Here is a 24,206-nt window from a genome sequence, read left to right on the forward strand (position 1 = left end):
TTACAAAATTCTGTCGGTTTATTAATAGAATCTACTCTCTTTGAGCCTATCTCACAAACTTCGACTGAATGTTTTTACCGCTATCAGTAAAAACATTTAGGATGTAAGCCCCTTTCGGAAAATCCTTTACACTTACAGAATAATTGTCTGTGCTGGTCAAAGTCCGGTTAAGAATCAAAGATCCATGGAGCGAATAAATATTTAAAGATTTCAACATTTCCGTACTTTCTATAATCAGGTTGGAATCAACATCAACAAACGACAACAGATCACCCTGCTTGCAAATGACATCATCTCCGATTCCTGCAATTTCACTTTTCTCTGCACGGAATACCTGAACATCTTTCGGTGCAACAGAGTAGGTTATCGATTTATTACTTACAGACGACGTTTTACCACTCCACAACTCTTTCAGTGCGGTATATTTATCAACCTGAGCAGTCAGTCGAGATAAAGGAACAGTACCTTTCAGTTCTTTATCTGCATCAAAATTAAATGCGACAAAATACAAATAGATATCAGTCTCATATACGAAAAAGTTTTCCGAACGGTCAGCCGAAACCGCTTTATATCCTTCGACCGGAGCAAACGATTTTCCGATACGGGCTATATCATTTATGTCTTTATTAGTCACAAATTGCTTAGCTTTTACACGGGCTTCATATTCTCCCTGAAAAGAACCTTTCATACTGAAATTATCCCCCAGCATGTATATTCCGGTAATGACTGCTGATGTTACACGTGCCCGGTTAGCCCCCTCTTTATAATTATTCGCCTCCGAAGGTTTATAAAGTAATATGTGATCGGCATCATTAAATGTATACACTCTGTCGAGCCACCACCCAAACGACAAGCTATTGAGCATATATCCGGTTGATCCCCAATCATTTTCATGCATAGCACCCCATGTATCACAGCTTATACGCCTCGAATTGCCGTATTGAGACGGAAACATCGGTGCAATGGACAACGCTGTGAACATGTCTTCGCCGCAAAGACTCATCAAATATGACATTCCTTCGTTATAAGCCTGTACTCCGGTCGTTACCTTGGAATTATAAAACGAATCAGCTTCCAGAGTCGCATTATTGACAAAGTCGAGTTTAATATATTTAAAGCCCAGAGCTTTGAATCGGTTGATATAATGTTCCTGCAGCTTTTTAGTTCCGGGGTGAGTCGGATCTAAAGCCAGCGATGCTATTTTTCGGGGTTGACCGTTACGATACAGATACAGGTCTTTGTATTTCCATTCTCCCGCTGTACCCTCAACATTGCGCTCTCCATCGCCCCACCAATCAGAAAACGGACACCAATAGATACCAGCTTGCTGTCCGTTCTTCGTACAATTTTCAACAAACTTCCTCAACTGGTCATCCGAAAAATTATCCCAGAACGAATCCAAACCTATAAATACGGTATTGTTATTCTGAAAATTATTCGGCTGAAGATCTTTCTTTATAAAATCGGCGACATCAACCGCCCCTTCGTAATTTACCTTTTCGGCCATTGCAGCCCAACTATTCCAACCGAACGGTGTACCAGCCTTCCATTTTCTGGGAGGAGCTATCAAAGCATTGGCTGCACCGTATTCTTCCAAACCTTCACGCCAATCGTCAAATAATCCTAACATTATTTTAGGCGATTTCAGACTTTTACCTTTTATGCTCCCATGTATGGCAGAAGGAGTTCCGTTTGTCGGGATATCCCTAGTTAATTCGTGCACCACTCCTCCGTAACATTCAAGTTTAGAGAGATTATTATGATTTTTCACAGTATAATCAATACCGGTTTTCCATGTGTCATGTTCTACAGATCCTATTACCAATCCTTTGCGGTTACCTCCATTGAATATAGATGTAACCTCAAACGATACATCGGAAACATTGAAAGGAGATGACAAATACCGTACGAATCCATCATTATCGAAAGGAACTCTCAATATTCTGTTAGCGGCATCCGATGGGAGGAATTCATTATCTGCGGTAGTATAGACAGGTGCAATATAATTGCTCGATATTTCAGTCTGCGCTAGAATAGATGCTTCGGTCAGCAAATACTGATAACCGGGATAAAAATAAAATGCCTGATCTATCGAGGGCTTGTTACCCTCTCCCGAATAAGTAAAAGTATATTTTTCTCCATTACCGAACTGATCAGAAACAGCTTCTTTTTTCAATACGACAGCAACATAATCGGAACTCTTAATTGTATCATTTACAATTTTTGCTCTCACAGAGACATTCGATAATATAATTTGCCCATTGTATGAATAATCCAAAGCCCTCGTTTTCTCGTTATAGGCTATTTTCCATTTCCCGGAATTGATTTCTTTGGCATCGGCAGCAACCATATTCTGAGATACCAGACATAATCCAATTGCGCACAATGACATTATCTTAGAGGTTATAAATAATCTTGACATATCTTTCTTAGAAATATTAGTAGCCTGATATCGAACAATATCCGATATCAGGCTGAGTCACAATTTATTTAATTAGCTATTATACCCAGGGTTTTGATCTTCTAATGTCAGATCCGGATTTTGTCTCAATTCATCTAACGGAATAGGCCACAATAATTTATAAGGCTGTATCTTTTTATTGGGAGCTCCGGCATCCTTCTTATCGCCGAAACTATTAACCCATGTACCTCCAATGAGCCATCTATTTCTCTTTTCAGCATATTCTATCAATAAACCGGTTCTGAGTAAGTCGTACTTACGCCATCCTTCAAAACAAAGTTCACGGATACGTTCATCCATCAGGTTCTTAATAAAATCTTCCTTACCCATACCAGTCGACCATTTTTTGTCAGCCGGCAAAGCTCCGCCGAAAGCCCGTGTACGCACTACATTATTTATCATATTGATAGCTTCGCCTTGCTTACCTGTCATATAAAGACACTCTGCATAATTAAGCACAACATCACTGAAGCGGATAAAAGGAATACTCTTTCCCGAGTGCCATGTATTCTGCCCTTTATCCACAGTACGAGGATCTTCGTATTTTTTGATATGAGGTTCGAGTTCATCTCCCCATCCATAACCAAGTAAATTAGGTTCGTAATTTTTCCATCTGAAATCGATACGGACACTTTCGTCTCTTCGTACGTCTCCTTCTTCCCAAACACCTCCGTCTTTTTGCATTTTATAAGCATATTCGGAAGGAAGCCATGCGTCAAAACCACTCCACGGAGCCATTGCCTCTCCAATATCAGGTGTCATATTAGCTACAGCTCGTGAACCCACTTCCCACTCTGTACCACAATTGTTAGGCCATCCTACATTGTATTGAAATGCATATACCATTTCTTTGCGGTAATCAGCTGTATTCTCGGAATAGGCATCAAATATTGTTTTGAAATTAGGTGAACCGGTTCCTCCGAAATAAGGATTCTCATACACTTTTTTAAAGCATTCGGCTGCTTTTAGATAATCTCTGTAACCTGAAGTTTCGGGAGCATACAGATACACTTTACCCAGATATGCCTGAGCCAATGATTTACTAACCCGCCCCAAATCGGTAACGTCTTTTGGGTCGGGCAGATATTGTTCCGCAAGAAGCAGATCTTCTACAATATTTGCATAAACAACATCAACCGGCTGACGAAATCCACCGTACTCGGGTTTATCGTCATCATATACCGGAACGGCACCGAAAAGCATGGTAAGTTCCCATAAGCTCTGAGCGCGCAAAAAACAATATTCGCCTAAATAACGTATAAGATCAGGATCTCCCAGACTTACGTTCTTCTTGAGAATGGAAATCGCTTCTGCCGAACGGGAGATTATCTGATAACGATTTGTCCAGATACCTCTGATCTGCCCGTTAGTACTGTTCATACCATCGGAATATTCATCAAGTCCACGCCTTTCGGAGTTCTCACGTTGGATGCCTCCGACAATACCTTCATCGGTACCATAGAATAAATCGGCACGTCCTTTGTGTCCGTCACGCCATATACCGTAAATACCTAACAAGTGTGCATTGGTTAATTTAGGATTCGAAAAAACAGTTGTATTAGGTAATTTCGATTCAGGATCCTGATCCAGAAAATCGGAACAAGATGATGTTAGTAATGCTGTCCCTATTAATAAGGAAAAGACTATTTTATTTATTTTCATATTGAAATCTTTTTTATTTTACTCTGGTTGTGCTTCGTCATTAAAAACCAACATTCAGCCCGAAGGTAAAACTGCGGGATAATGGATAGCCCTGTCCCGATTCGGGATCATATCCTTTGTAAGGTGTGATTGTAAATAAATTATTACCGGAAGCTGTAACACTTATATTGTCAAAGTATTTACCAATCAAAGATTTTGGGACTTTATATGTCAAAGACATAGTTGCACAACGCAAGAATGAAGCATTCATCAAACCATAACTTGTTTCACCATAAGAGAAGCGGTTTTGTCCATCACCATGATAAGCACGAGGTATTGAAGTATTGGTATTTTCGGGTGTCCAACGTTTCAACATGTCTTCATGAGCAGGAGAGATTGTTGCATCACTCATTAGATACTCATAGATCCAGTCAAATTTCTTAATACCATAAGAATAAGTAAATACAGCATCGAAGTAGAAGTCTCTATAATTAAGGTTCGTAGAGAACCCTCCATAAAATTTAGGGTCTGTTTTCCCCAGAATGGTCATATCGTCTTCTGCCGTTATTTTTCCATCCTTGTTGATATCTTCCGGTAATAAATCCCCGGGACGAATTACTTTACCATCAACAATACTTGTCCAGCCATTGACCATTGACATATCCGATTCCTGAGCTAAACGGTTGACTTTATATCCCCATAATGTATTAAGAGACTGACCAACAAAGAGATTACCATCTCGGGATTTAACATTACCGCCATTCCATAAGACATCTACACCGCCAAACAGTTTTTTGATTTTGTTTTTGTCATGTGCAATATTACCGCTCACCGACCAATTCCAATCTTTAGATTTAACCATTTGAGCAGAAACACTAAATTCTATTCCTTTATTTTGCAATTCTGCAACGTTAGCTATCTGGTAACTATATCCGAATGACGGCCAATAGCTCATTTTCATCAGCAAGTCGCTGTTTACCATCGAGAAGTAATCAAGTCCGAGCGTAATACGGTCGTTCCACAGTGTAGCATCTAACCCGAAGTTCGATTGTTTTTGTTTCTCCCAAGTGATGCCTTTATTACCATATCGTCCGTCTTCGGGATCCAATTTGATATCATTATTCACAAACCCCGGACTGTAAATGGTTGTGTATCCGTATTCGGGTATATTCTGGTTACCTAACACGCCGTATCCGATTCTAAGCTTTAGGATATCCAGCCAGCCCAAATTTGCATTTTTCAGAAACTCCTCCTCTGAGATCGTCCATGCGGCAGAAACAGAAGGGAATGTTCCCCAACGTTGTCCATCGGCAAATTTAGAACTACCGTCCCGACGTACTGTTGCAGTCAACTGATATTTGTATTCATACGAATAATTGGCACGTGCAATATAAGAAATCAGTGTATTGGTTTTATAGTCAGAACTCATGCTGTTCTTCTCTTTATCGCCGGCCATTCCCATATTATTAGAGCCCAAATCATCCGAAGCGAATTTATATCCCGACATACTAATATTATTGCTTCGGGTTTTAGAAATACTGGTACTCACAAAACCAAATAAACGGTGTTTTTTATTAAATATTTTTTCGTAACTCACAGAATTGTCCCATTGATAATACTTAGTTTGTCCACGCCATTGCCATCCTTCTCCATCTTTATTATCTCTTACCGACTGCCCTACATAACTAGGTATATACTTACTGTCTTGTTTATTATAAATATCAGCTGATAAAGAAGTACGCACATAAAGGTCTTTTATCGGATTGATTTCGATAAAGTTATTTGTAAGCACCCGATCATGTATCTCTTTACTGTCAATATCTTTCGTCAGTATAGGATTGTATCTACCCATCTGGGCAACCCCCTGAAAATACATATACAAACGATCAGTATCTATATTTTGCATTTTATTACCCAGCAACGCTGTTTCATAAGCATTATCATCGAGATGATTCTTTATCCCGCGAGAGATACTGGTATTAGTACCTATCTTCAACCAAGGTTTAACCTGTGTTTCGAAGTTGATTCTTCCGTTAAATCTTTCATAGGATGATTTATCAAGAACGCCTTGATTGTTTGAATAAGAAAACCCCACGAAGTAAGTCGATTTGTCAGATCCCCCCGAAAAATTCACCGAATGGTTCTGCTCAATTCCGGTACGGGTTATTTCGTCTATCCAGTTAGATGTACGGTCTGCCATTCCGTTTTCCAGCTCTTCGGCCGAAAATACCTTATTTGTACCTAATACATAGTCTTTAATATAAGCATTCCTATCAGCATCGGGATGAGTATCCATATATCCGTTTGCATAAGCATCTATACGAAGATTCATCATATCTTTAGATCCGAGAGTTTTCAAGCGGTTCTGATAACTGCTGAATGTCACAAATCCGCTATAATTTACTTTGCCTTCTCCCTTACGTCCTTTTTTTGTAGTGATGACGATTACACCATTTGATGCTTTTGATCCGTATAGAGCTGTAGAAGATGCATCTTTTAAAACCTCAATCGAGGCTATTTCATTCGGATCAATCAGACGAAGCCCCTCTTCGGCAACAATACCATCTATTACAAATACCGGATTAGTTCCATAGCTGATTGAATTAGTTCCACGTACTTTCATCGAGATATCACTCCCCGGCGCAGCACTTGTCCGCGAAATATTTAACCCGGGAACTTTACCCTGCATTGCGGTAGTCAGATCTGTTGTCGGAATCTCTTTTAGCTGCTCCTGCGAAATACCACCGATAGCGCCTGTCAGGTCACTTTTTTTCATTCGGGTACCCACAACCGTAACCTCACCTATATCGAAAGACTGAGGCAGCAACTGAATTTTTATTGTCGATGAAGTATTACTCACAGCAACTTCCTGAGTTTCATATCCCAGATAAGTTATAACCAGAGTAGTTCCTTTGCCTGCAGTGATCGCAAATTTACCGTCTAAATCGGATAATGTGCCGTTGGTTGTACCTTTCACTGTAACAGATACTCCAGGCAAGGTTTCATTATTCTGCTTATCTATGACCACTCCTTTTATAGAGCTGTTTTGGGCAAGCAATATTCCTCCCGCCATAAAGAATAGAATCAACAAAGAAACTATCCTTTGTTTGTAGTTAATGTTTTTGCTTTGATACATAAATTTTAAAGCTTTTTTTAGATTAAAAAAACATGTTTCATAAAAATCGGAACTCTGAAGAATGTGGTATTCCGATACTTTTTCATGGTTATTAGTTTAAATAAAATTCACATGGCTTTTCCTCCTATTTTTTATTTATATTAGATTGGGTCGTTTTAATGACCATAAGGCAAAAGCAAATGTATCTTGTGATTCAGGAATGTTCTATCAAGAACTTATCAAAATATAACAAAGATGTTCTATCAGCATCCACACCAAAAGAAGATGCTACATTTTTGATATTTTGCGGGACATTTGTACAAATTATAATATTTAAATTTGCCTGTATACCGATTATCAAATTCAGCCATGAAACATTTTTATTGTTTTTGTCTATCCTTTTTTCTAATCATCACAACAGCCAGTCCGTTTGGCAATTACTTTGTACATATAAATGGCAAAGACGGGCTATCTCATAATAATGTCAAGTCCATTATTCAGGATAGTTATGGTTTTATGTGGTTCGGCACACGAAATAAGCTGAATAGGTACGATGGTACATCTATCAAGATTTTTGATTGTTTTGACTCATCCACTCATAAGCGCAATAATAATATAAGTGCTCTTTTCGAGAATTCAGATCATAAATTATGGGTGGGCACCGATAATGGAGTTTTCATATTCGATCCTATCTGCGAAAGTTTTCATTCTTTTGACAGTAAAACCTCAGATAATCAAGCTATAGCACAATGGATAGCAGATATACAAAAAGACGATAATAATAATATTTGGATAGTTGTACCTAATCAAGGAGTATTTAAGTTTAATCTTGACTCAAAGATACTGAAATTATACAGTGTAGTAAATAAACTAGCTCCCAGCAAAACCAATCCACAATGTATATCAATCGAAAAAAACGGACGTGTTTGGATTGGTACCAACGGACAGGGTGTATTCCTATATAATGAGAATAAAGACTCTTTCACTCAATACAATGGAAGTAATCAGGGAGGAGAATCTCTGCTGAACAAAAATATTTATACAATGTGCCATATCAATGAAGATCTAATCATTGGTGTACACGAGGGATGCCTGATGAAATTAGATACCAGAAAAAACCATGCTAGCAATATGCATATACCTCAAGTAGATTATAAAATCATCCGAGATATTATACTTTTTGATGATGTACTGTGGATAGGTACTCAAAACGGAATTACTGAAATCAACCTGAAAACAAACAAGATAAAGCAAACTCAAGAAGATCTGATCAATCAGTATTCGTTGTCTGACAATATTATAGAAAAAATATATAAAGACAAAGAAGGAGGAATATGGGTGGGAACCAATTTTGGGGGAGTAAACTATCTACCAAACAGCCATAATAATTTCGAGAAATATCTTCCAAACAGCAGTAGCAACCTGAACAGTATCTCTAAGCGCATACGAGAAATAGCTGAAGATGCCGACGGCCGGATATGGCTGGGAACGGAAGATGCCGGGGTAATAGCTTTTGATACAGAAAAACAAGAGTTTAAACAGATTACCCACAGCAGCCGAAAAAAGACATTAGCCATGCTGATGAAAGATAACGACTTATGGGTTGGATATTTCAAAGATGGCCTTGATGTTATCAACAAAAAAACAGGAGCTATAAAGCATTATTCGGCCGAGATGCTCGGTATAAACGAAGAAAGCATATACGCTCTTTGTGAAGACCGATATGGAAAGGTTTGGCTGGGTAATGCTTGGGGTGTATTTGTTGCCGAAAAAGGCAGCATGCAATTCAAGCGCATGGATATATTCGGATTATGCTACACCTATAATATAATAGAAGATTCGGAAGGCTTCATATGGGTCGCCTGCTTAGGTTCGGGAGTTTTCCAGTACAATCCTCTGACAAACGAGATCCATCATTATACAAATAACGGCGAAATAAACAGCATCAGTTCTAATGCCGTAAGTAGTATTACAGAAGACCACTCAGGACAAATCTGGTTTTCAACAGACAGAGGTGGAATTTGTAAATTTAACAAGAAACAAAAACAATTCACCTCCTATTCTATAAAAGAAGGATTACCAGATGATATTGCATACAAAATACTGGAAGATAAGAACTACAACTTATGGTTCGGAACTAATAAAGGATTGGTAAAATTTAATTCTATAACCCATAACATCAGAGTATATACTCAAAGCGATGGACTATTATCCGAAGAATTTAACTATAACTCGGGCATTGTAAGCCGCTCAGGAAAATTATACCTCGGCAGTATGGAAGGATTAGTAGCTTTTCGTCCTGAAGAATTCAAAGACAATAATTTTGTTCCACCAGTATATATAACCAGATTTTCGATATTTAACAAGGAAGTTAATCACATACCTTCAAGCTCCGAGTCGACAGGTACAAGTATAATACATGCACAAAAATTAGAGCTAAAATACAACCAGTCTAATATCAGCTTCGACTTCGTATCCCTAAGTTATACATCTCCCCAATCAAATATGTACGCTTACAAAATGGAGAATGTTGACAAAGAATGGATCTATACAAAAGACAGCCACAGTGCATCTTATGCTAACCTCAGTCCGGGAACTTATACCTTTAAAGTAAAAGGAAGTAACAATGACGGAGTATGGAATGAAACTGGAGCATCCATTGAAATAGTAATATCTCCGCCTTGGTGGCTTAGCAATATCGCAAGAATCCTTTACATATTATCCACATTTCTAATATTCTATACATGGTGGAGATGGTACAGCAAACGTATAGAAAAAGATGCAACTGAAGCCCGAATTTTGTCCGAAGCAGAAAAAGACAAAGAACTATATAAAGCTAAAGTCAATTTTTTCACGAATATAGCTCACGAAATACGTACTCCCATTACTCTGATAAACGGACCTCTGGAGTCTCTTATCGAATTAAATCTAAAAGATGAAGACGTCAGATACAATTTGTCTATTATAGAACGGAATACTAAACAGCTTCTGGAACTGATCAACCAAATATTAGACTTCCGAAAAATTGACGACAATAAGTTTTACACCTATTTTCAGAATATCAATATAAACCAACTGCTTGACAATATTATAATTCAATTCGAAAAAGAAATAAATCTGAAACAGAAGAAGCTGACCATCAATAAAGATAACAACAACCCTATAATAGCAAAGATAGACAAGGATGCTATATCTAAAATAATCAGCAACCTTTTATCAAATGCGATTAAATATTCGTCCCAAATAATCGCAATTAACTTGTATCAAAATGAAGCTAATGTACAACTCACAATCTTAAATGACGGAACTCCTGTTCCCGAGGAGTTTAAGGATAAAATATTTGACCCGTTTTTTCAGGTCAATAATCCGGGTATAAATACATTCGGATCAGGCATAGGCTTATCTTTAGCAATGTCCTTAGTGAAAATGCACGATGGAACACTTACATACGAGTATGATAACGATCTGAATAAATTCACTTTAAACATTCCCTTAAACTTAATAGAAGAAATTGATACTCCTGCTGAATCTCACATTGTAAATGAAGAGAACCATACCGAAGATGAAATCCGCAAAAGCAGTTCAGCCGAAACTATACTATTAGTCGAAGATCATAAAGAAATGCAGCTTTTTATGTATAATAAACTCCGGAATAACTACAATGTAGAAATTGCTGATAACGGAAAAGAGGCTCAGTTTATACTTAAAAAGAAAAGTATCAATATTATAATCAGCGATATAATGATGCCCGAAATGGATGGCTTTGAACTCTGCAAATACATCAAAAAGAGCAGCGAATACAATCATATTATCGTCATATTACTAACAGCCAAAAACGACTTGAGCAGTAAAATCAAAGGTCTCGAACTCGGTGCTGATGCATACGTCGAAAAACCATTTTCATTTTCATATCTGGAAACTTTGATTATCTCACTCGTCAACAATAAAAAACGGGACATGGAAATATTTCTCAAAAAACCATTCCTGACTATGATACATTCGGGAATGAGCAAGGGTGATGAAATATTCTTAAATAGTATAATCGATATTATAGATAAAAACATAACGGATACAGACCTCAATGTCGAAAAACTTGCCGATCTGATGAAACTCAGTCGCTCGAGCCTTCACCGCAAGCTAAAAGCAGTCACAGATTCAAGTCCTGTTGACTTCATACGTCTTGTACGAATGCAAAAAGCAGCACAGATAATTCAGGATGGCGAACACCGTATCAATGAAGTATGCTTCCTTGTAGGAATCAATTCCCCGTCTTATTTTACCAAATTGTTCAGTTCTCAATACGGAATGACTCCTAAAGAATTTGAACGACAACAGAAAGGTAAATAAAAAAAGAGGACAAGCCAAAGCCTGATTATCGGCTTTGACTTATTAATAGGATCACAGATTTACCGACAAAGGTGCGAATTCTGTTTCTACGCCATTAATTTTTAATCTCTTATGAACTGTAGGATCACCCTTTTTCCAAGTAAGGTATATATCAAATTCAACTTCATCGACTCGACCATTCCCCCAATCTATTGTTAGTTTTTGATTTTTGTAATTATCATCGGGTCTGAACTCTCCAAATCCCAAGATATTATTGGGCTTATTTTTGTCCCTAGACGCATTATAACATCTTACAGCCAAAGGATAACAGTAGGTAGCTCTAAGATAATATTCACTGTCTTCTTTCGAGTATTTATATTCTTTACCGTTATAAGCAATCTTTACCTTAGATAAGAACGTTTCGTCATTTAGAAGATTGCTATTACCCACATTAAACTCGATACTATAATTGTAAAAGTCCCAGATTACATCTGGATCAGGACCATCGCTACTGCATGAGTTATTCGTAAACAGCAGGACAAGACAAATCAGAACAAGGTGTGTACGTCTCATTTTTCTGAAAGTTTTAGTTAGTGTTTGTTAGTTTATAAGTAGAACACCAAATATAAGAAAACAATCTAAAACACCAGACCTTATAACTACAAAATATATCTGTTTTAGACATTAGCCGCTTTATATGAAACAAGATTACCTGCGGCATATAACCACAGGCAATCTAAAAAATACCCGATCAGACAATATGTATTTATAACTTTTCGATGCGTATAGCTGTTCCTCCACCCGATGCTAATCTCAAATCAAGAATAGTTTCTGAAGTAACTTGCTTCTCTTCAATCTCAACTTCATAGGGATTCTTTTTATAATCGGCGTTGTCTCCATCTCTGAATATAACAGCCTTGTATTTAAAACCTTTATTAAGAAAATTTAAAGACAGGTTAATATTTCGGCTTTGAGCATTCGTAATACTGCCAACAAACCAATTTTCGCTGTCTCTGTCTTTTCTGGCAATAGTCACATACTCCCCTATCTCCGCATCAGGAACCACTGTTTTAGACCAATTGACAGGGCAAGAAGTAATAAAACCGAAAGCGGGATTATTCTCATAGTTTTCAATCATATCCGATGCCATCTGAAGCGGGCTGTATATTACCACAAACAAAGCCAATTGTTTCGCAAGCGTTGTTTGGACATGAGTTTCAGGATAAACCGGATTATCGAAATTAAATGTTCCCGGTGTAAAATCCATCGGACCCGCTAATCCTCTGGTAAATGGTATAATAGTAGTATGTTCCGGAGGATTTCCTCCATCCCTTGACCAAGCATCATATTCCTGTCCTCTTAGTCCTTCCTGAGTCATCAGATTAGGCCATGTACGCTGTATTCCCGTAGGCATGGCCGGCTCATGATTGTCTATCATTATATTATACTTAGCTGCCGTTTCTATTACTTTACGGTAATGGCGGACTCCGTATTGACTGCTATGACGTTCTTTTCCATCCAATAGAGGATTTACATATCCCGTCTTTACAGTATTTACCCCATACCTTTGATACAAAGCAAATGCACTATCTAGCTGGCTCTCATAGTTTTTTGTCCAACCGCCTGTTTCGTGATGGCCGATCAAATTTACACCCTTTTGCTTTGCATATTCGGTTATCTTCTTAATATCAAAATCAGGAAAAGGCTTTGTAAATGAAAAGTTATAGCCGTTTTTCACCCAATCTCCATCCCAACCGTAATTCCACCCCTCAACCAATACTCCGGAAAAATGATGCTCGGCTGCAAAATCAATATAGCGCATTGTATTCTGAGTAGTTGCTCCATGCTTAGCACCCTGCCCCCATGTATATTTTTCCATGTGCATTCCCCACCAGATACCGATATATCTGCCGGGCTTTATCCACGACACATCTTCTATCTTACAAGGTTCATTCAGATTCAGCATCAATCTCGACAAAATCAGGTCTCCCGGTTTATCGGCAATAATCATTGTCCGCCAGGGGGTCGCACAGGGAGTTTTCATAAACGCCTTCTCTCCTGTCGACCAAGGCGTAAGATCTGCTTTAAGCCGTGTTGTATGATTTACCGAAGTAAGATTCAAACCTGCGTAATCTGTCAGATTAGCTTCGTGTATAGCAAGGTACAAACCGCTTTTCGTTTTCATTGTCAACGGAGTACATACCGTATCTATTTCAGACAAAGCCGACGGTTTATACAGATTTTCGAAATATTGAGTATGATTTGTCGGGATAGACCATGCAGTCGCTTCTTCTTTCAAAGCAAACTCCGTCAGTTCATCCATTATAACAAAATCCTTGAGATTTTCCTGTTCGGGAAAAACATATCTGAATCCTATGCCGTCATTGAAAATACGGAATACAATAGAAAATTGTCTTTTCAATCCATCCGATTCCTCAACATCCACCGACAATTGGTTATAAGTATTATCCACAGTGATTTCTTCACCCCATACCTGATCCCATGTTTCGTGAAATTTACTGTGCTTTATATCTTTTATCTTGAGATTCTGATCCAATCTCCCCGATTGCAGTTCAAAACCCAAGAAAGATTTATCAAGAACTTGTTGTTTTTGTTTGTTTACAGTATAGTATATTCTTCCGTTTTCTTCACCTACCTGAAGGTGAATACTCCCATCGGGCGAGTTTACCGTCAAATCTTTACTTTCTGCACATGAAGCAAGGCAAAGAAAAACAGGAAGAATATACATCAATAAGTATTTCATAATCTATTATTTATTTGATTTCTATTTCGTTCAACAATGATCGGGCTTTATCTTCCTGCAAAGACACTAAATAATAAAAAGCCTGAGTCAGCTTATTCTGAATCTTCGCATCATTCGGATATGCCTTTCTGAGAGTATATAATTTATATATATTTTCAAGGATTGCTGTATTATACTTCAATCCGGCAAAGGATTGCAACGCATTCAGAAATGTATATTTAAACTCTACAGTAGGTTCTATCATAGTTCCCTCACCAAAGTCATTCCATGTGATAAGCTGCAGATAATCTACTTTATTATCTTTTGCCATATTTAGAAAGTTACGGAATGTATCGCCATTGGTATATTCTATTTTACCCAATGGATTTTCACCCCATCCTCCATCTTTGTAAAAGGCATCAAATCCGGGATATGCACCTCCAATAAATAAGTCGTACTTACCCTTATCGGCATATTTGGTTTCCATAGAAGTTGCATCAACCCAGATATATTCACCGGATGAGTTTTTATGAGTATCGTCATTAACAGCACCTGCCGAATGACCATACAGGGTTATAAACTCGGGGTTAGTCTTTAAATCCGCAAATATGGAAGTCCAATCTTGGGGTTTCTTAATTTCCTGTGGTCCAAAGATCATCAGTAACGGTTTCTGACCTACCTTGATATAGTTCTCTTTCGAAAAGAAATTTGTTTCGAGATACTTCATATCGGCTTTTGCCTGAGTTATTTTTTCGGCATCCTGCAAATTTTCACGCAGAGTTTGGTCTTCATATACTATTGCAAAATCAAGCCCCACTTTGTCCAATGCTTTTACTACCGCTTCGGTATTCTTTCGGTTGGAAGCATAGTCCCATAAATCCCGTGTGCCGTACCAATCGATAAGTATACCGTCAATGCCTGAATACTTCATCAACAGCAAATGATATTCAATTACATCCTGATCGCTCGAGGCATAAGGTCCTATCAACGGATAATAAAATGAAGCGATCTGCCGTTTTCCATCAGATGAAATCTCATCGGGATTTTTATTAGCCATCGTCCAATGCTGTCCCCAAGTTCCGTTATTTGTCTCTTTCGATTCGAACCAAGGCATATAATGAACATACAATTTCATCGGATTGGTCTTCGAAACAGTAACCGGACTGAACTCCTCTACCTTATCATTTTTTATTATGGGCAGATCGTCTCTTCCATCACATCCGCTTAAGAAAAGAGGTATTCCGGATAATAGTAAAAAGATAATTTTTTTCATACAAATTTCATCTTAAGGTCTCAGACCTATTCTTATTTTGATAAATATTTTCAATCGGATTTATCCAAAAAGGTTACTAAAAGTTACATATCTCAGGTACACTTTTAGGTTAATACTTTTACCTTTAAGCCAGATAGCCGGTCTTGTAGGGGCGAATTGAAAGTCGCCCCTGCAGAAACCCCAAAAGGTTACAATGGTTACACGTTTTATGCTCATTTTTCACCTTTATTATTGGTACATTAACCTTTCTGTATAGATAAAAGACCTTACTTATAATCTGGGTTTTGCTCCAACTTAGGATTCAAATCCAGCACATCCTGAGGGATAGGAAATACTCCTGTCCGCTTTTTATCGGCTCCGGCATCCACACCTTTCTCCCACCACGATTTGAAGAATGTACCGAAACGAATATTGGTAGTCCGTCTCAATCCTTCGAAAACAAACTCGTGTCTCCATTCATTGTCCAATGCCTCTTCGGTTAAGGATGTCAAACTTTCCAAACCGGCTCTGTTTCTTACTTCATTTATAAAAGTGAGGGCATTACCCGTAAAGCCCATACGAAAAGAAGCTTCCGCTTTCATCATCAATATCTCAGCATATCTGATCAGTACCCAGTCATTGTTACGTTCCCATTGATCATTGGCCTGTACTTCATATTTATATAAACGAGCTCCCTCATTCTGCAAGGCATTGGAAAATTTCGAAATTTCTTCGGTATAAATCAACGGATTACCATTATCCATCATTACCACCGATCCTGTAGCCATATTGATTTGCTCACCAATTAATAAAGATTTACGGCGTACATCATTTTCATCAAATGACGAATACAATCCCGGTTGTGCGGAAATACCGTTGCCGCACCACGGATAAGTACCTGTTGCCGAAAATGCGTATTTCTGATTGTAATGAAATGTCATTGAAGCCAGATAATTCCCTACAGTCCCTTCTTTATGATCGTATGGAATAGCAAAAATTATCTCCCTCGATACTTGATTCTCCGTCTTGAAACTTGTAAAATAGTCAGGTTCCAACACATAACCGCTCACCTTCTCAGCTGCATTCATACAATCCTGCCAACGGGGAGTTCCGGTATATACTTCAGCATTAAGATATAATCTGGCCAAAAGGCTGTTTGCTACATTCTGAGTAAAACCTCCGTAGCGAACACCCGAAGGCAGCTTATCCATTATACTTGTCAACTCGTCTTCTACAAATTTGAACACTTCGGCTCTTGTCGATTTGGCTGGCAATTCCGATTGTTCAAAACTCGTAACAATAGGCACACTGCCAAACTGATCCAGAAGCTGGTAATAATAATATGCCCGAAGTCCTCTTAACTCAGCTTTCACCTTATCCTTATCTTCCTCTGTCAATTTAGATTGATCGACCTGATAAATTATAGAATTGATATTAGCTATACCCTGAAAACTGTACTTCCAGGCACTAAGTATCATTACATTCTTTGCATCCCACGTATGACGCTGTATCTGCTCATAGCGTCCGCCATCATACCAGTCTGTTCCCCTTGTAGGAATAGTCGCATCATCAGAAGCACATTCGCTCAGAAAGAATACATACTCGCATGTAGGATAACAGATTGTACCCCCTTTGTCCGTATCGTTAAATCCTCGCAAGGTGGCATATGCCCCACCTACAATAGTCTGTATCTCGGCAGCAGTTTTGCCATAATCATCAGTAGTAACCTTATCGTATAATTTTTCATCGAGGTCGGTGCAGGCAGGCATCGTCAGAAGTACAGACAATAAGGCCGCCGATAATATTTTTGTTTTCATAACATATTATTTTTCTTTCACTTATGTGATATTATGTGTGTAATAGGTCTGCGACCTTAAAAAGCGACATTCAGTCCGAAAGAAACTGTACGCGGACGTGGATAAGTATTGTACCTATCGATACCCGGCGATTCAAGTCCACTGTAATTAACTTCGGGATCGACACCGCTGTATCCGGTAATCGTAAACAGGTTTTCGCCTGTAACGTACACTCTCACTTTACTTAGACCCAGCTTTTTAAAATATCTGATCGTATATCCCAATGTAGCCGACTGCAAACGGAAGAAAGAACCGCTCTCCACCCAGTAATCCGAAAATACAGGATCGGACTTGATTCCGCTTGTCAGAAAATCATCCGGAACATTCTGAGCAGGTAAACGGGTAGGATCATACATACTCATGTACGTTGCATTTAATACTTTCTGTCCGAACATTCCATATGTAGAAACACTAAGATCAAAATCTTTATAGGTTGCATTCATAGCAAAACCAAGGTTAACTTTTGGCTGGGCACTGCCGAGGTATTCATTTATAGGATTTCCATCTTTATCAGTGTTCAGTATATACTTGCCGTTTTCATCCAATCCTAAGCATTTAGGACCAAAGAATGCTCCTGCAGGAAAACCTTCTTTTATCATCTGGGTATAAACACCCGATAAACCTCTCAGACCATGAAGTGAACCTGATTTAAGTCCCGACTCCTGAAATGTTTCATTAGAAAGCTTATCAATATTCTGTTTATTGTACGATACAGTTACATTGGCATCCCAGGTCAGGTCTTTTTGACGGATAATATTACCGTTAAGAGATAACTCCACCCCTTTATTCGATAATGTTCCCACATTTGCCAGCATCGTTCCCACCAAATTTGGCGGCTGTGGCACAGGATAAGTCCAAAGTAAGTCCTTAGTCTTCTTGTAGTACAGTTCCAGAGTACCATTAATTCTGTTGAAAATTCCGAAATCTACACCAATGTTATATTGGGCGGTCGACTCCCACTTCAGATCAGAATTTACATTTTGAATAGGAGCATAAGACTTTTTCCATGTGCCAGTTGATGCATCATAATATGATGCCCCGTTTGCTCCCAGCAGCGAGAGAGATTTATACTCGCCTATTCCATCCTGATTACCTGTAACACCATAGCCTAAACGAAGTTTCAGATTATCCAGCCACGATGATGTATTCGCCATAAAGGATTCATCGGAAACACGCCATGCAAGAGAAGTCGAAGGAAACAATCCCCACTTGTGATTCTTTCCGAATCGAGACGATCCATCGTTACGTAATGTGGCTGTAATCATGTACCTGCCCAAGAAATTATAATTGGCACGTCCGAAGAACGATACTAATGCCGATTCACCCTTATAAGAATACACATCTCCGGCTCGGTAATCTGCTCCGGCAGCAAGATTATTGTATAAAAATTCATCTGTATCAAAACCTCTGCGGGTAGCACCAAAACCTTCATAAACGTTCTTCATATATGAGTAACCACCCATCAGGTTCAGTTTGTGTATTTTATTTATTTCTTTATCGTAATTCAGATAAGTTTCTATCTGCATTGTTTTGTAATCGGCTAGTGAACGTTCTCCCCTGCCCTTTTCGGCTTGTCCTTCCATTACAGCATAAGTAGGCAGATAAAAACGTCTTTGGTACGAATTATATTCATATGATACGTTTCCCGCAGCTTTTAAGCCGTCAATAATACTAATTTCAAGTTTTCCATATCCCAGAAAACGATGGCGCGAATCATCGGCAAACCTGTTATTATTAAGCTCAACCGGATTTTCGGTATTAGTTCCGCCTATAGATGTGTATTTTCCATTCTGATCTTTTACCGGAACAGTTGGATTCAAATTTGCCGTACGCTCGAATATACGTGTATCTATCGGATTCCAGTTATCGAAACTTCCTGTTACACCGGCTTCGAGTTTAACCCGCTTATCCAAAGCATACTGATGTGCAGCTATACTTCCCGATAAGCGTTCCATATCGCTGTTTTTGATTACCCCTTCGCTGTTCAGATAAGATACTGAGGCACTATATCCGCCATTCGGATTCACATTGGTAAAGAATATATTATGTGAATGTGTTATAGCTGTCCGTTGCAATTCTTTCTGCCAATCGGTATTCGCTCCATAATCTGTTGCATTCAGAACATTATTTTCACGAACATAAGCTCTCCATTGATTTGCCGACAGCAAATCCATATTTTTTGCTACCGAACCAACTGCCACATATCCGTTATACTCTACACTGCTTTTTTCTCTGTCGGCAGCCGAACGGCTGGTTGTCACGATAATAACACCATTTGCACCTCTCGATCCGTAAATAGCCGATGCCGATGCATCTTTCAATACATCAATAGAAACTATTTCCGATGGCTGTACCGTATTCATATCTACTCCAGGAATACCGTCAATCACAACCAAAGGAGCATTACCCGCCGAAAGAGACGTTCCTCCCCGTAAACGCACAGATGCTCCTACCGAAGGATCACCCGAACTTTGAGAGACCGAAAGACCTGCGATCTTACCTTGCAGCAATTGCTCGGCAGAAGTCACTACTCCTTGTTTAAAATCTTTCTGGCTGACAGAGGCTATTGCACCGGTCAAATCAGACTTTCTCATAGTGCCATAGCCGATGCCGACAACAACAGCTTCGTCAAGAGCAACAGCATCTTCGATCAAAACTATTTTGAGATTATTCTGAGCCTTCACTTTTTGGCTTACAAAGCCTATATATGAGATGTCCAGCATACTTCCGGAGGGACAATTCAACGTGAATTTTCCATCCAGATCAGTTACTGTACCTGTTGCTGCCCCTTCGACTTTAATACTTACCCCGAGTAATGGTTCTTCGGTTTTATCGGTTACTAATCCCGATACCGAAATATTTTGAGATACAGCTTGAAAACCAACTCCCGATATAAAGAAAAGAAGCAGAAACAAGCGTGTAAACATCTTATATTTAACACTTTTCGAATTCATAATATTTATTTTATAAGGTTATTCTAAATCAGATAGAGGAACCAGAGGTATATCTGTTTTCAGGATTTCACTTCCATTTTTATCTTTTACTTCCAGATTAATCTTATCCAGATTGGTTGCTCCTGCCAGTCCTTGCAATAGATTTACATAGGCACGCATTTCTTCCGCTTTCCCGGTAAACTCTCCTGTAATAGTTTTTCCACCTGCTACAATAGTATATATAAGCCCCTGACTTTTTTTCTCGTTATTTTTACGAACCAAAGTGAGAATATCATATTGAGTAAATTTCTGCGGGAAAAAGTAAAAGACAGGATCAGGCGGAGCCACAACTCCGGGAGCCAGAACTACAAAGTTCTTTCCACCTTCGGCAGTGCCTACTTTAGCCCAATCTTTGGCCGGAAACAAGAACTCAATATTTTCCATAACAAAATCCTCATCTACTCCGAAATACTCACGTGGAATAAAATCTATTTTATAAATATTATCGCCGATAGGTGTCAACTTTGTTTTAGCCGAAACTTCCGGAATCCAAGCCTGATACTCGACTATAGCACCTTCAGCAAAATTATTCAAACCACAGTGCAGATGGATTTCTTCTCCTGCTAAGCCTCCTTGTACAGCTCCTGTCCACACCAGATTTGCATTAACCAGCAAAGATAAAGGCTGATCGATATAAAATTTTTCAGGATATATCTGTACAGCATTACCCGACTCTTTAAATGTTTTTATATCTCCTACAGACCATGGAGCCTGTATCACATCACTTTGTTTCTCATTACCTTTTCCTTTTAGACGCATCCAAAAACCGGCGGATGATTCAATATTGGCAACGGTAGTATTGAAATATTTGGTAGGGGTCAATGTTTTCTTCCAAACCATATCTCCTACATATTCCAATTTGGCAAACTCTGACGAATTATCGAAATTTCCGGCATCAGGTTCTGATGGAGACCATGCCCACAGATACAAATCCTGTCCTTCACTAAAATTAGTTCCGGTCATATCAAAATACCAGGTAACTTCTTGATCAAGTGCATATACAACAGGGTATGTCCATATCTTTGCCGGAACTCCGGCATCCTCGGTCGCAAAACTAACCTGAGGCAACATCATTAATACAAGGGCAAACAAAATGCCCGAAAAATATTTAATGGTATTCATATCACGATTTTAGAGGTTACTGATTAGCTGGTGATAATTGATATACATAAGAGACAAATGTGACTCCTTTGGCTTTTCTTGAAAATTTAAGCTCCAATACCTGAGTTGTACCTGGTACGGCTGTAATGCTCAATTGGCCTGCTTTGACTGTTTTTGCTGCATCCGAATACAAATTCAGGATACTGGCAGATCCGTCTGTGTTCTGAAAAGGATACTCTAATTTCCAATACCCTTCCGCCGGAAAAAACTGAGGAGATGTTCCTCCCACTTTATAAGAAGTCGGCTCATTTTTATCATCTACATTTAAGGTGATCGAAAATGTAGAAAAATCAATTTGATTAGTCAGATTCATTTCACTAGGCGACTGAGAATTGGCTTTTGCAATCTCATCGATCTGTTTTACAGAAACAATTGTCCAATTACCTTTAATTTTCTCATACGTTGTAATCGGTGCAACATACGAACCATCGTCCGTATCGTTACACGCAACACATAAAGGCAGTAATACAATCGCCCAAATAAAGACATAGAAATACTTGATTGTTTTCATGGTTTTTTGAGGATTTTAATAAAATACTTTTTTAGATAGCTAACATTGCAAATGTAAATTCGAAAAAAATCAAATAATAACTCTATCTGAAATATATAACAGAATACTGTAGACACAAGCCAATAAAACGCTATAAAACAAACAATTAAAAAACATCATAAATACAGAAAATATAATAAAAATATACCCTGAGAATGAACTATATATTCATTTTCAGGGTATATTTTCTTCTTTACTTATTATAGATAAGTAAGTAAATGAAAGTTTTTAAAGTTATAATAAGCCAAGGTTGCTATACTTCCAAAGTAATAATTGAGAATCACCGAAACTAAAGCGAGGCAAATGGGTCTACAATCTTAATTAGACCGGATTGTTTTAATCTCCATTATACGCTGCTCGAATAACTCATTGGGAACTGTCGATTTATTCTTGACTTTTGTTTTATAAGTATTGATCGTATGTACCGAGTAGTTCAGGAATTTTGCAATGCGTTCATTTTCATGTATCCCTAAGCGTATAAGAGCAAATATCCGAATCTCGGGAGTAAGCCCCTTGTTTACATCTATTTCTATTCTATCCTGAGGATTGAACAGCATATTATATTCATCGACGAAATGAGGAAATAATTTCAAAAAGGTATTATCGAACGACGAATACATATTCTCCCTCTCTTTACGCAGATCAGATTCTTTCAGAGAATCTTTCAAATCATCATACTGCCGTGCGATAATCTTTCGGTTAACCAGTTTATACAATTTTTCGAGCCTGTCTATATACTCCGAATTACCATAGAGGGACTGTACTATATATTCGTCTTTTATCTCAATAGCTTCGAGCAGCTGAGCATTAGTCGATAATAAACTCTTATTCTGCTCCTGAATAGTATGACGGGCTTCTTTCAGCTTCTTCATCTGTTTATATATAACCAATGTGGCAGAAAGCAGAAGAAGAAATAGCATAGATATAATAACAACCGACCCGATCAGGATATTTCTTTGTTTTTCGACTTGTTCGAACCTGTCTTTTTCTATAATCGGAAGAATAGAACTAATTCCGATTTTGCGATGACGGGCATTATAAAAATTAGCATCCTCCATTGCCAGCCGGATGTATTTATATGCACGGTGTATATCTCCTTTCTTATACAGCAAGGTCGCTAAATTGCGTAATGCAACCGTCTCTTTAGTTGCTGCTTTAATATCTCCTATTGAGGCCAATGCCATATAGTGGATCGCCTCATCCTGATTACCCTGTCCTTCGTATATGAAAGCTAAACTTGATGCAGCTATCGCATAAGTATGATCATCGATAGTAGATTCAGATAATGTCTTGAATATACTGATAGCTTCATCCATTTGGTTTTGCTTCATTTTTTTTAAAGCCAATACCGACCATAAAGCGAGAGAATCATTTGAGAGGTATTTTATAGTTGAATCGCTATACATATTTCCCTTTTGCACATATTCCGATCTGAATGGTTCAGCATTATTGTAATCTGCCATATCGTAATATAATCTCGATAAAAGAGTATAATAATCTTTATGAACCGATTCAGAACCCTTATCCAAATTTACAGATGACATAATATCGAATGCTTCCTTAAATAAACCGGATGACAAATAACAGAAAGCGATATGTTCATTAGCTTCTATTATTCGTGACGGACTATTCATTGCAGTAGCTATCTCCAGACATTTATGGGCATAAACGTATGCCGAATCATATTTGTATGATTTATATTCATTGAACAATGAGTTGTAATAACTTAGCTTTTCCAAGTTACCAGTTTTGGTTAATAACCCCTGTTTTAATACACTAATTTTCTTTTCCTTTAATTCTATATAGTAATCCTTCTTATCAATATACTCATCCAATTCTTTCAATACAGAATTTATTTGAGCAGAGATTTCTAAATTAGCAAGTGTAAATAAGGAAAAGAATATCAGAAACAATCTTTTCATAGTATTTTAAGTAAAAGAAGGTATATAATGATATACTTTTTAATTGATTACAAGCCTGGTTCGTTTCAATAAATAGGTCAGAAACTTTAATCAGAGACTTAAAGAAAGTACAAATTAATATTTATTGCAAATTAAGTCGATAATTTATGAAATAAAACAACAGAGGCCACCTTAAAATAAGGCAGC

The 24,206-nt window shown here is 38.1% G+C and carries 12 protein-coding genes; 1 reads left to right on the forward strand and 11 read right to left on the reverse strand.

The features are described from left to right. Nucleotides 1–46 precede the first annotated feature (46 nt). The 3 genes from K322_RS0114385 to K322_RS0114395 form a co-directional block, all read right to left on the reverse strand. Complete coding sequence (locus K322_RS0114385) at nt 47–2,422, reverse strand: T9SS type A sorting domain-containing protein (protein ID WP_026627507.1); 2,376 nt, start codon at nt 2,420–2,422, stop codon at nt 47–49. Between the two features lie 72 nt (nt 2,423–2,494). After that, nucleotides 2,495–4,123, reverse strand: coding sequence for a RagB/SusD family nutrient uptake outer membrane protein (locus K322_RS0114390; RefSeq protein WP_026627508.1), 1,629 nt, complete (start codon nt 4,121–4,123; stop codon nt 2,495–2,497). 40 nt (nt 4,124–4,163) lie between these two features. Then, the gene (locus K322_RS0114395; protein ID WP_084158586.1) at nt 4,164–7,238 is read right to left on the reverse strand and encodes a SusC/RagA family TonB-linked outer membrane protein; all 3,075 of its coding nucleotides are present in this window, start codon (nt 7,236–7,238) and stop codon (nt 4,164–4,166) included. Nucleotides 7,239–7,586: 348 nt separating this feature from the next. On the opposite strand from K322_RS0114395, the gene K322_RS0114400 reads away from it, so the two are divergent. Then, nucleotides 7,587–11,564 (forward strand): hybrid sensor histidine kinase/response regulator transcription factor, encoded by a 3,978-nt coding sequence (locus tag K322_RS0114400; RefSeq protein WP_026627510.1) that lies wholly within the window; start codon nt 7,587–7,589, stop codon nt 11,562–11,564. A 51-nt stretch (nt 11,565–11,615) separates the two neighbouring features. Here K322_RS0114400 and K322_RS19570 read toward each other — a convergent pair whose 3' ends face one another. The 8 genes from K322_RS19570 to K322_RS0114440 form a co-directional block, all read right to left on the reverse strand. Then, the gene (locus K322_RS19570) at nt 11,616–12,116 is read right to left on the reverse strand and encodes a hypothetical protein (RefSeq protein ID WP_035332193.1); all 501 of its coding nucleotides are present in this window, start codon (nt 12,114–12,116) and stop codon (nt 11,616–11,618) included. A 193-nt stretch (nt 12,117–12,309) separates the two neighbouring features. Next, a complete protein-coding gene (locus K322_RS0114410; protein WP_026627511.1) occupies nt 12,310–14,307 on the reverse strand; it encodes a glycoside hydrolase family 97 protein in 1,998 nt (665 codons plus the stop codon). Nucleotides 14,308–14,317: 10 nt separating this feature from the next. Next, a complete protein-coding gene (locus tag K322_RS0114415) occupies nt 14,318–15,559 on the reverse strand; it encodes a glycoside hydrolase family 71/99-like protein (protein WP_026627512.1) in 1,242 nt (413 codons plus the stop codon). A gap of 266 nt (nt 15,560–15,825) precedes the next feature. After that, the gene (locus tag K322_RS0114420; RefSeq protein ID WP_026627513.1) at nt 15,826–17,355 is read right to left on the reverse strand and encodes a RagB/SusD family nutrient uptake outer membrane protein; all 1,530 of its coding nucleotides are present in this window, start codon (nt 17,353–17,355) and stop codon (nt 15,826–15,828) included. 56 nt (nt 17,356–17,411) lie between these two features. Continuing rightward, nucleotides 17,412–20,348 (reverse strand): SusC/RagA family TonB-linked outer membrane protein, encoded by a 2,937-nt coding sequence (locus K322_RS0114425; protein WP_051290822.1) that lies wholly within the window; start codon nt 20,346–20,348, stop codon nt 17,412–17,414. An 18-nt stretch (nt 20,349–20,366) separates the two neighbouring features. Further along, the gene (locus tag K322_RS19575) at nt 20,367–21,509 is read right to left on the reverse strand and encodes a DUF4961 domain-containing protein (RefSeq protein ID WP_051290823.1); all 1,143 of its coding nucleotides are present in this window, start codon (nt 21,507–21,509) and stop codon (nt 20,367–20,369) included. 16 nt (nt 21,510–21,525) lie between these two features. Continuing rightward, nucleotides 21,526–22,059, reverse strand: a complete 534-nt coding sequence (locus tag K322_RS0114435; protein WP_026627515.1) for a DUF5004 domain-containing protein — start codon at nt 22,057–22,059, stop codon at nt 21,526–21,528. 356 nt (nt 22,060–22,415) lie between these two features. After that, complete coding sequence (locus tag K322_RS0114440; RefSeq protein ID WP_026627516.1) at nt 22,416–24,020, reverse strand: DUF6377 domain-containing protein; 1,605 nt, start codon at nt 24,018–24,020, stop codon at nt 22,416–22,418. Between the last annotated feature and the right edge of the window lie 186 nt (nt 24,021–24,206).

This window comes from Indolivaga capnocytophagoides DSM 22835, from assembly GCF_000426485.1.
Taxonomy (GTDB): Bacteria; Bacteroidota; Bacteroidia; order Bacteroidales; family Dysgonomonadaceae; genus Dysgonomonas_A; species Dysgonomonas_A capnocytophagoides.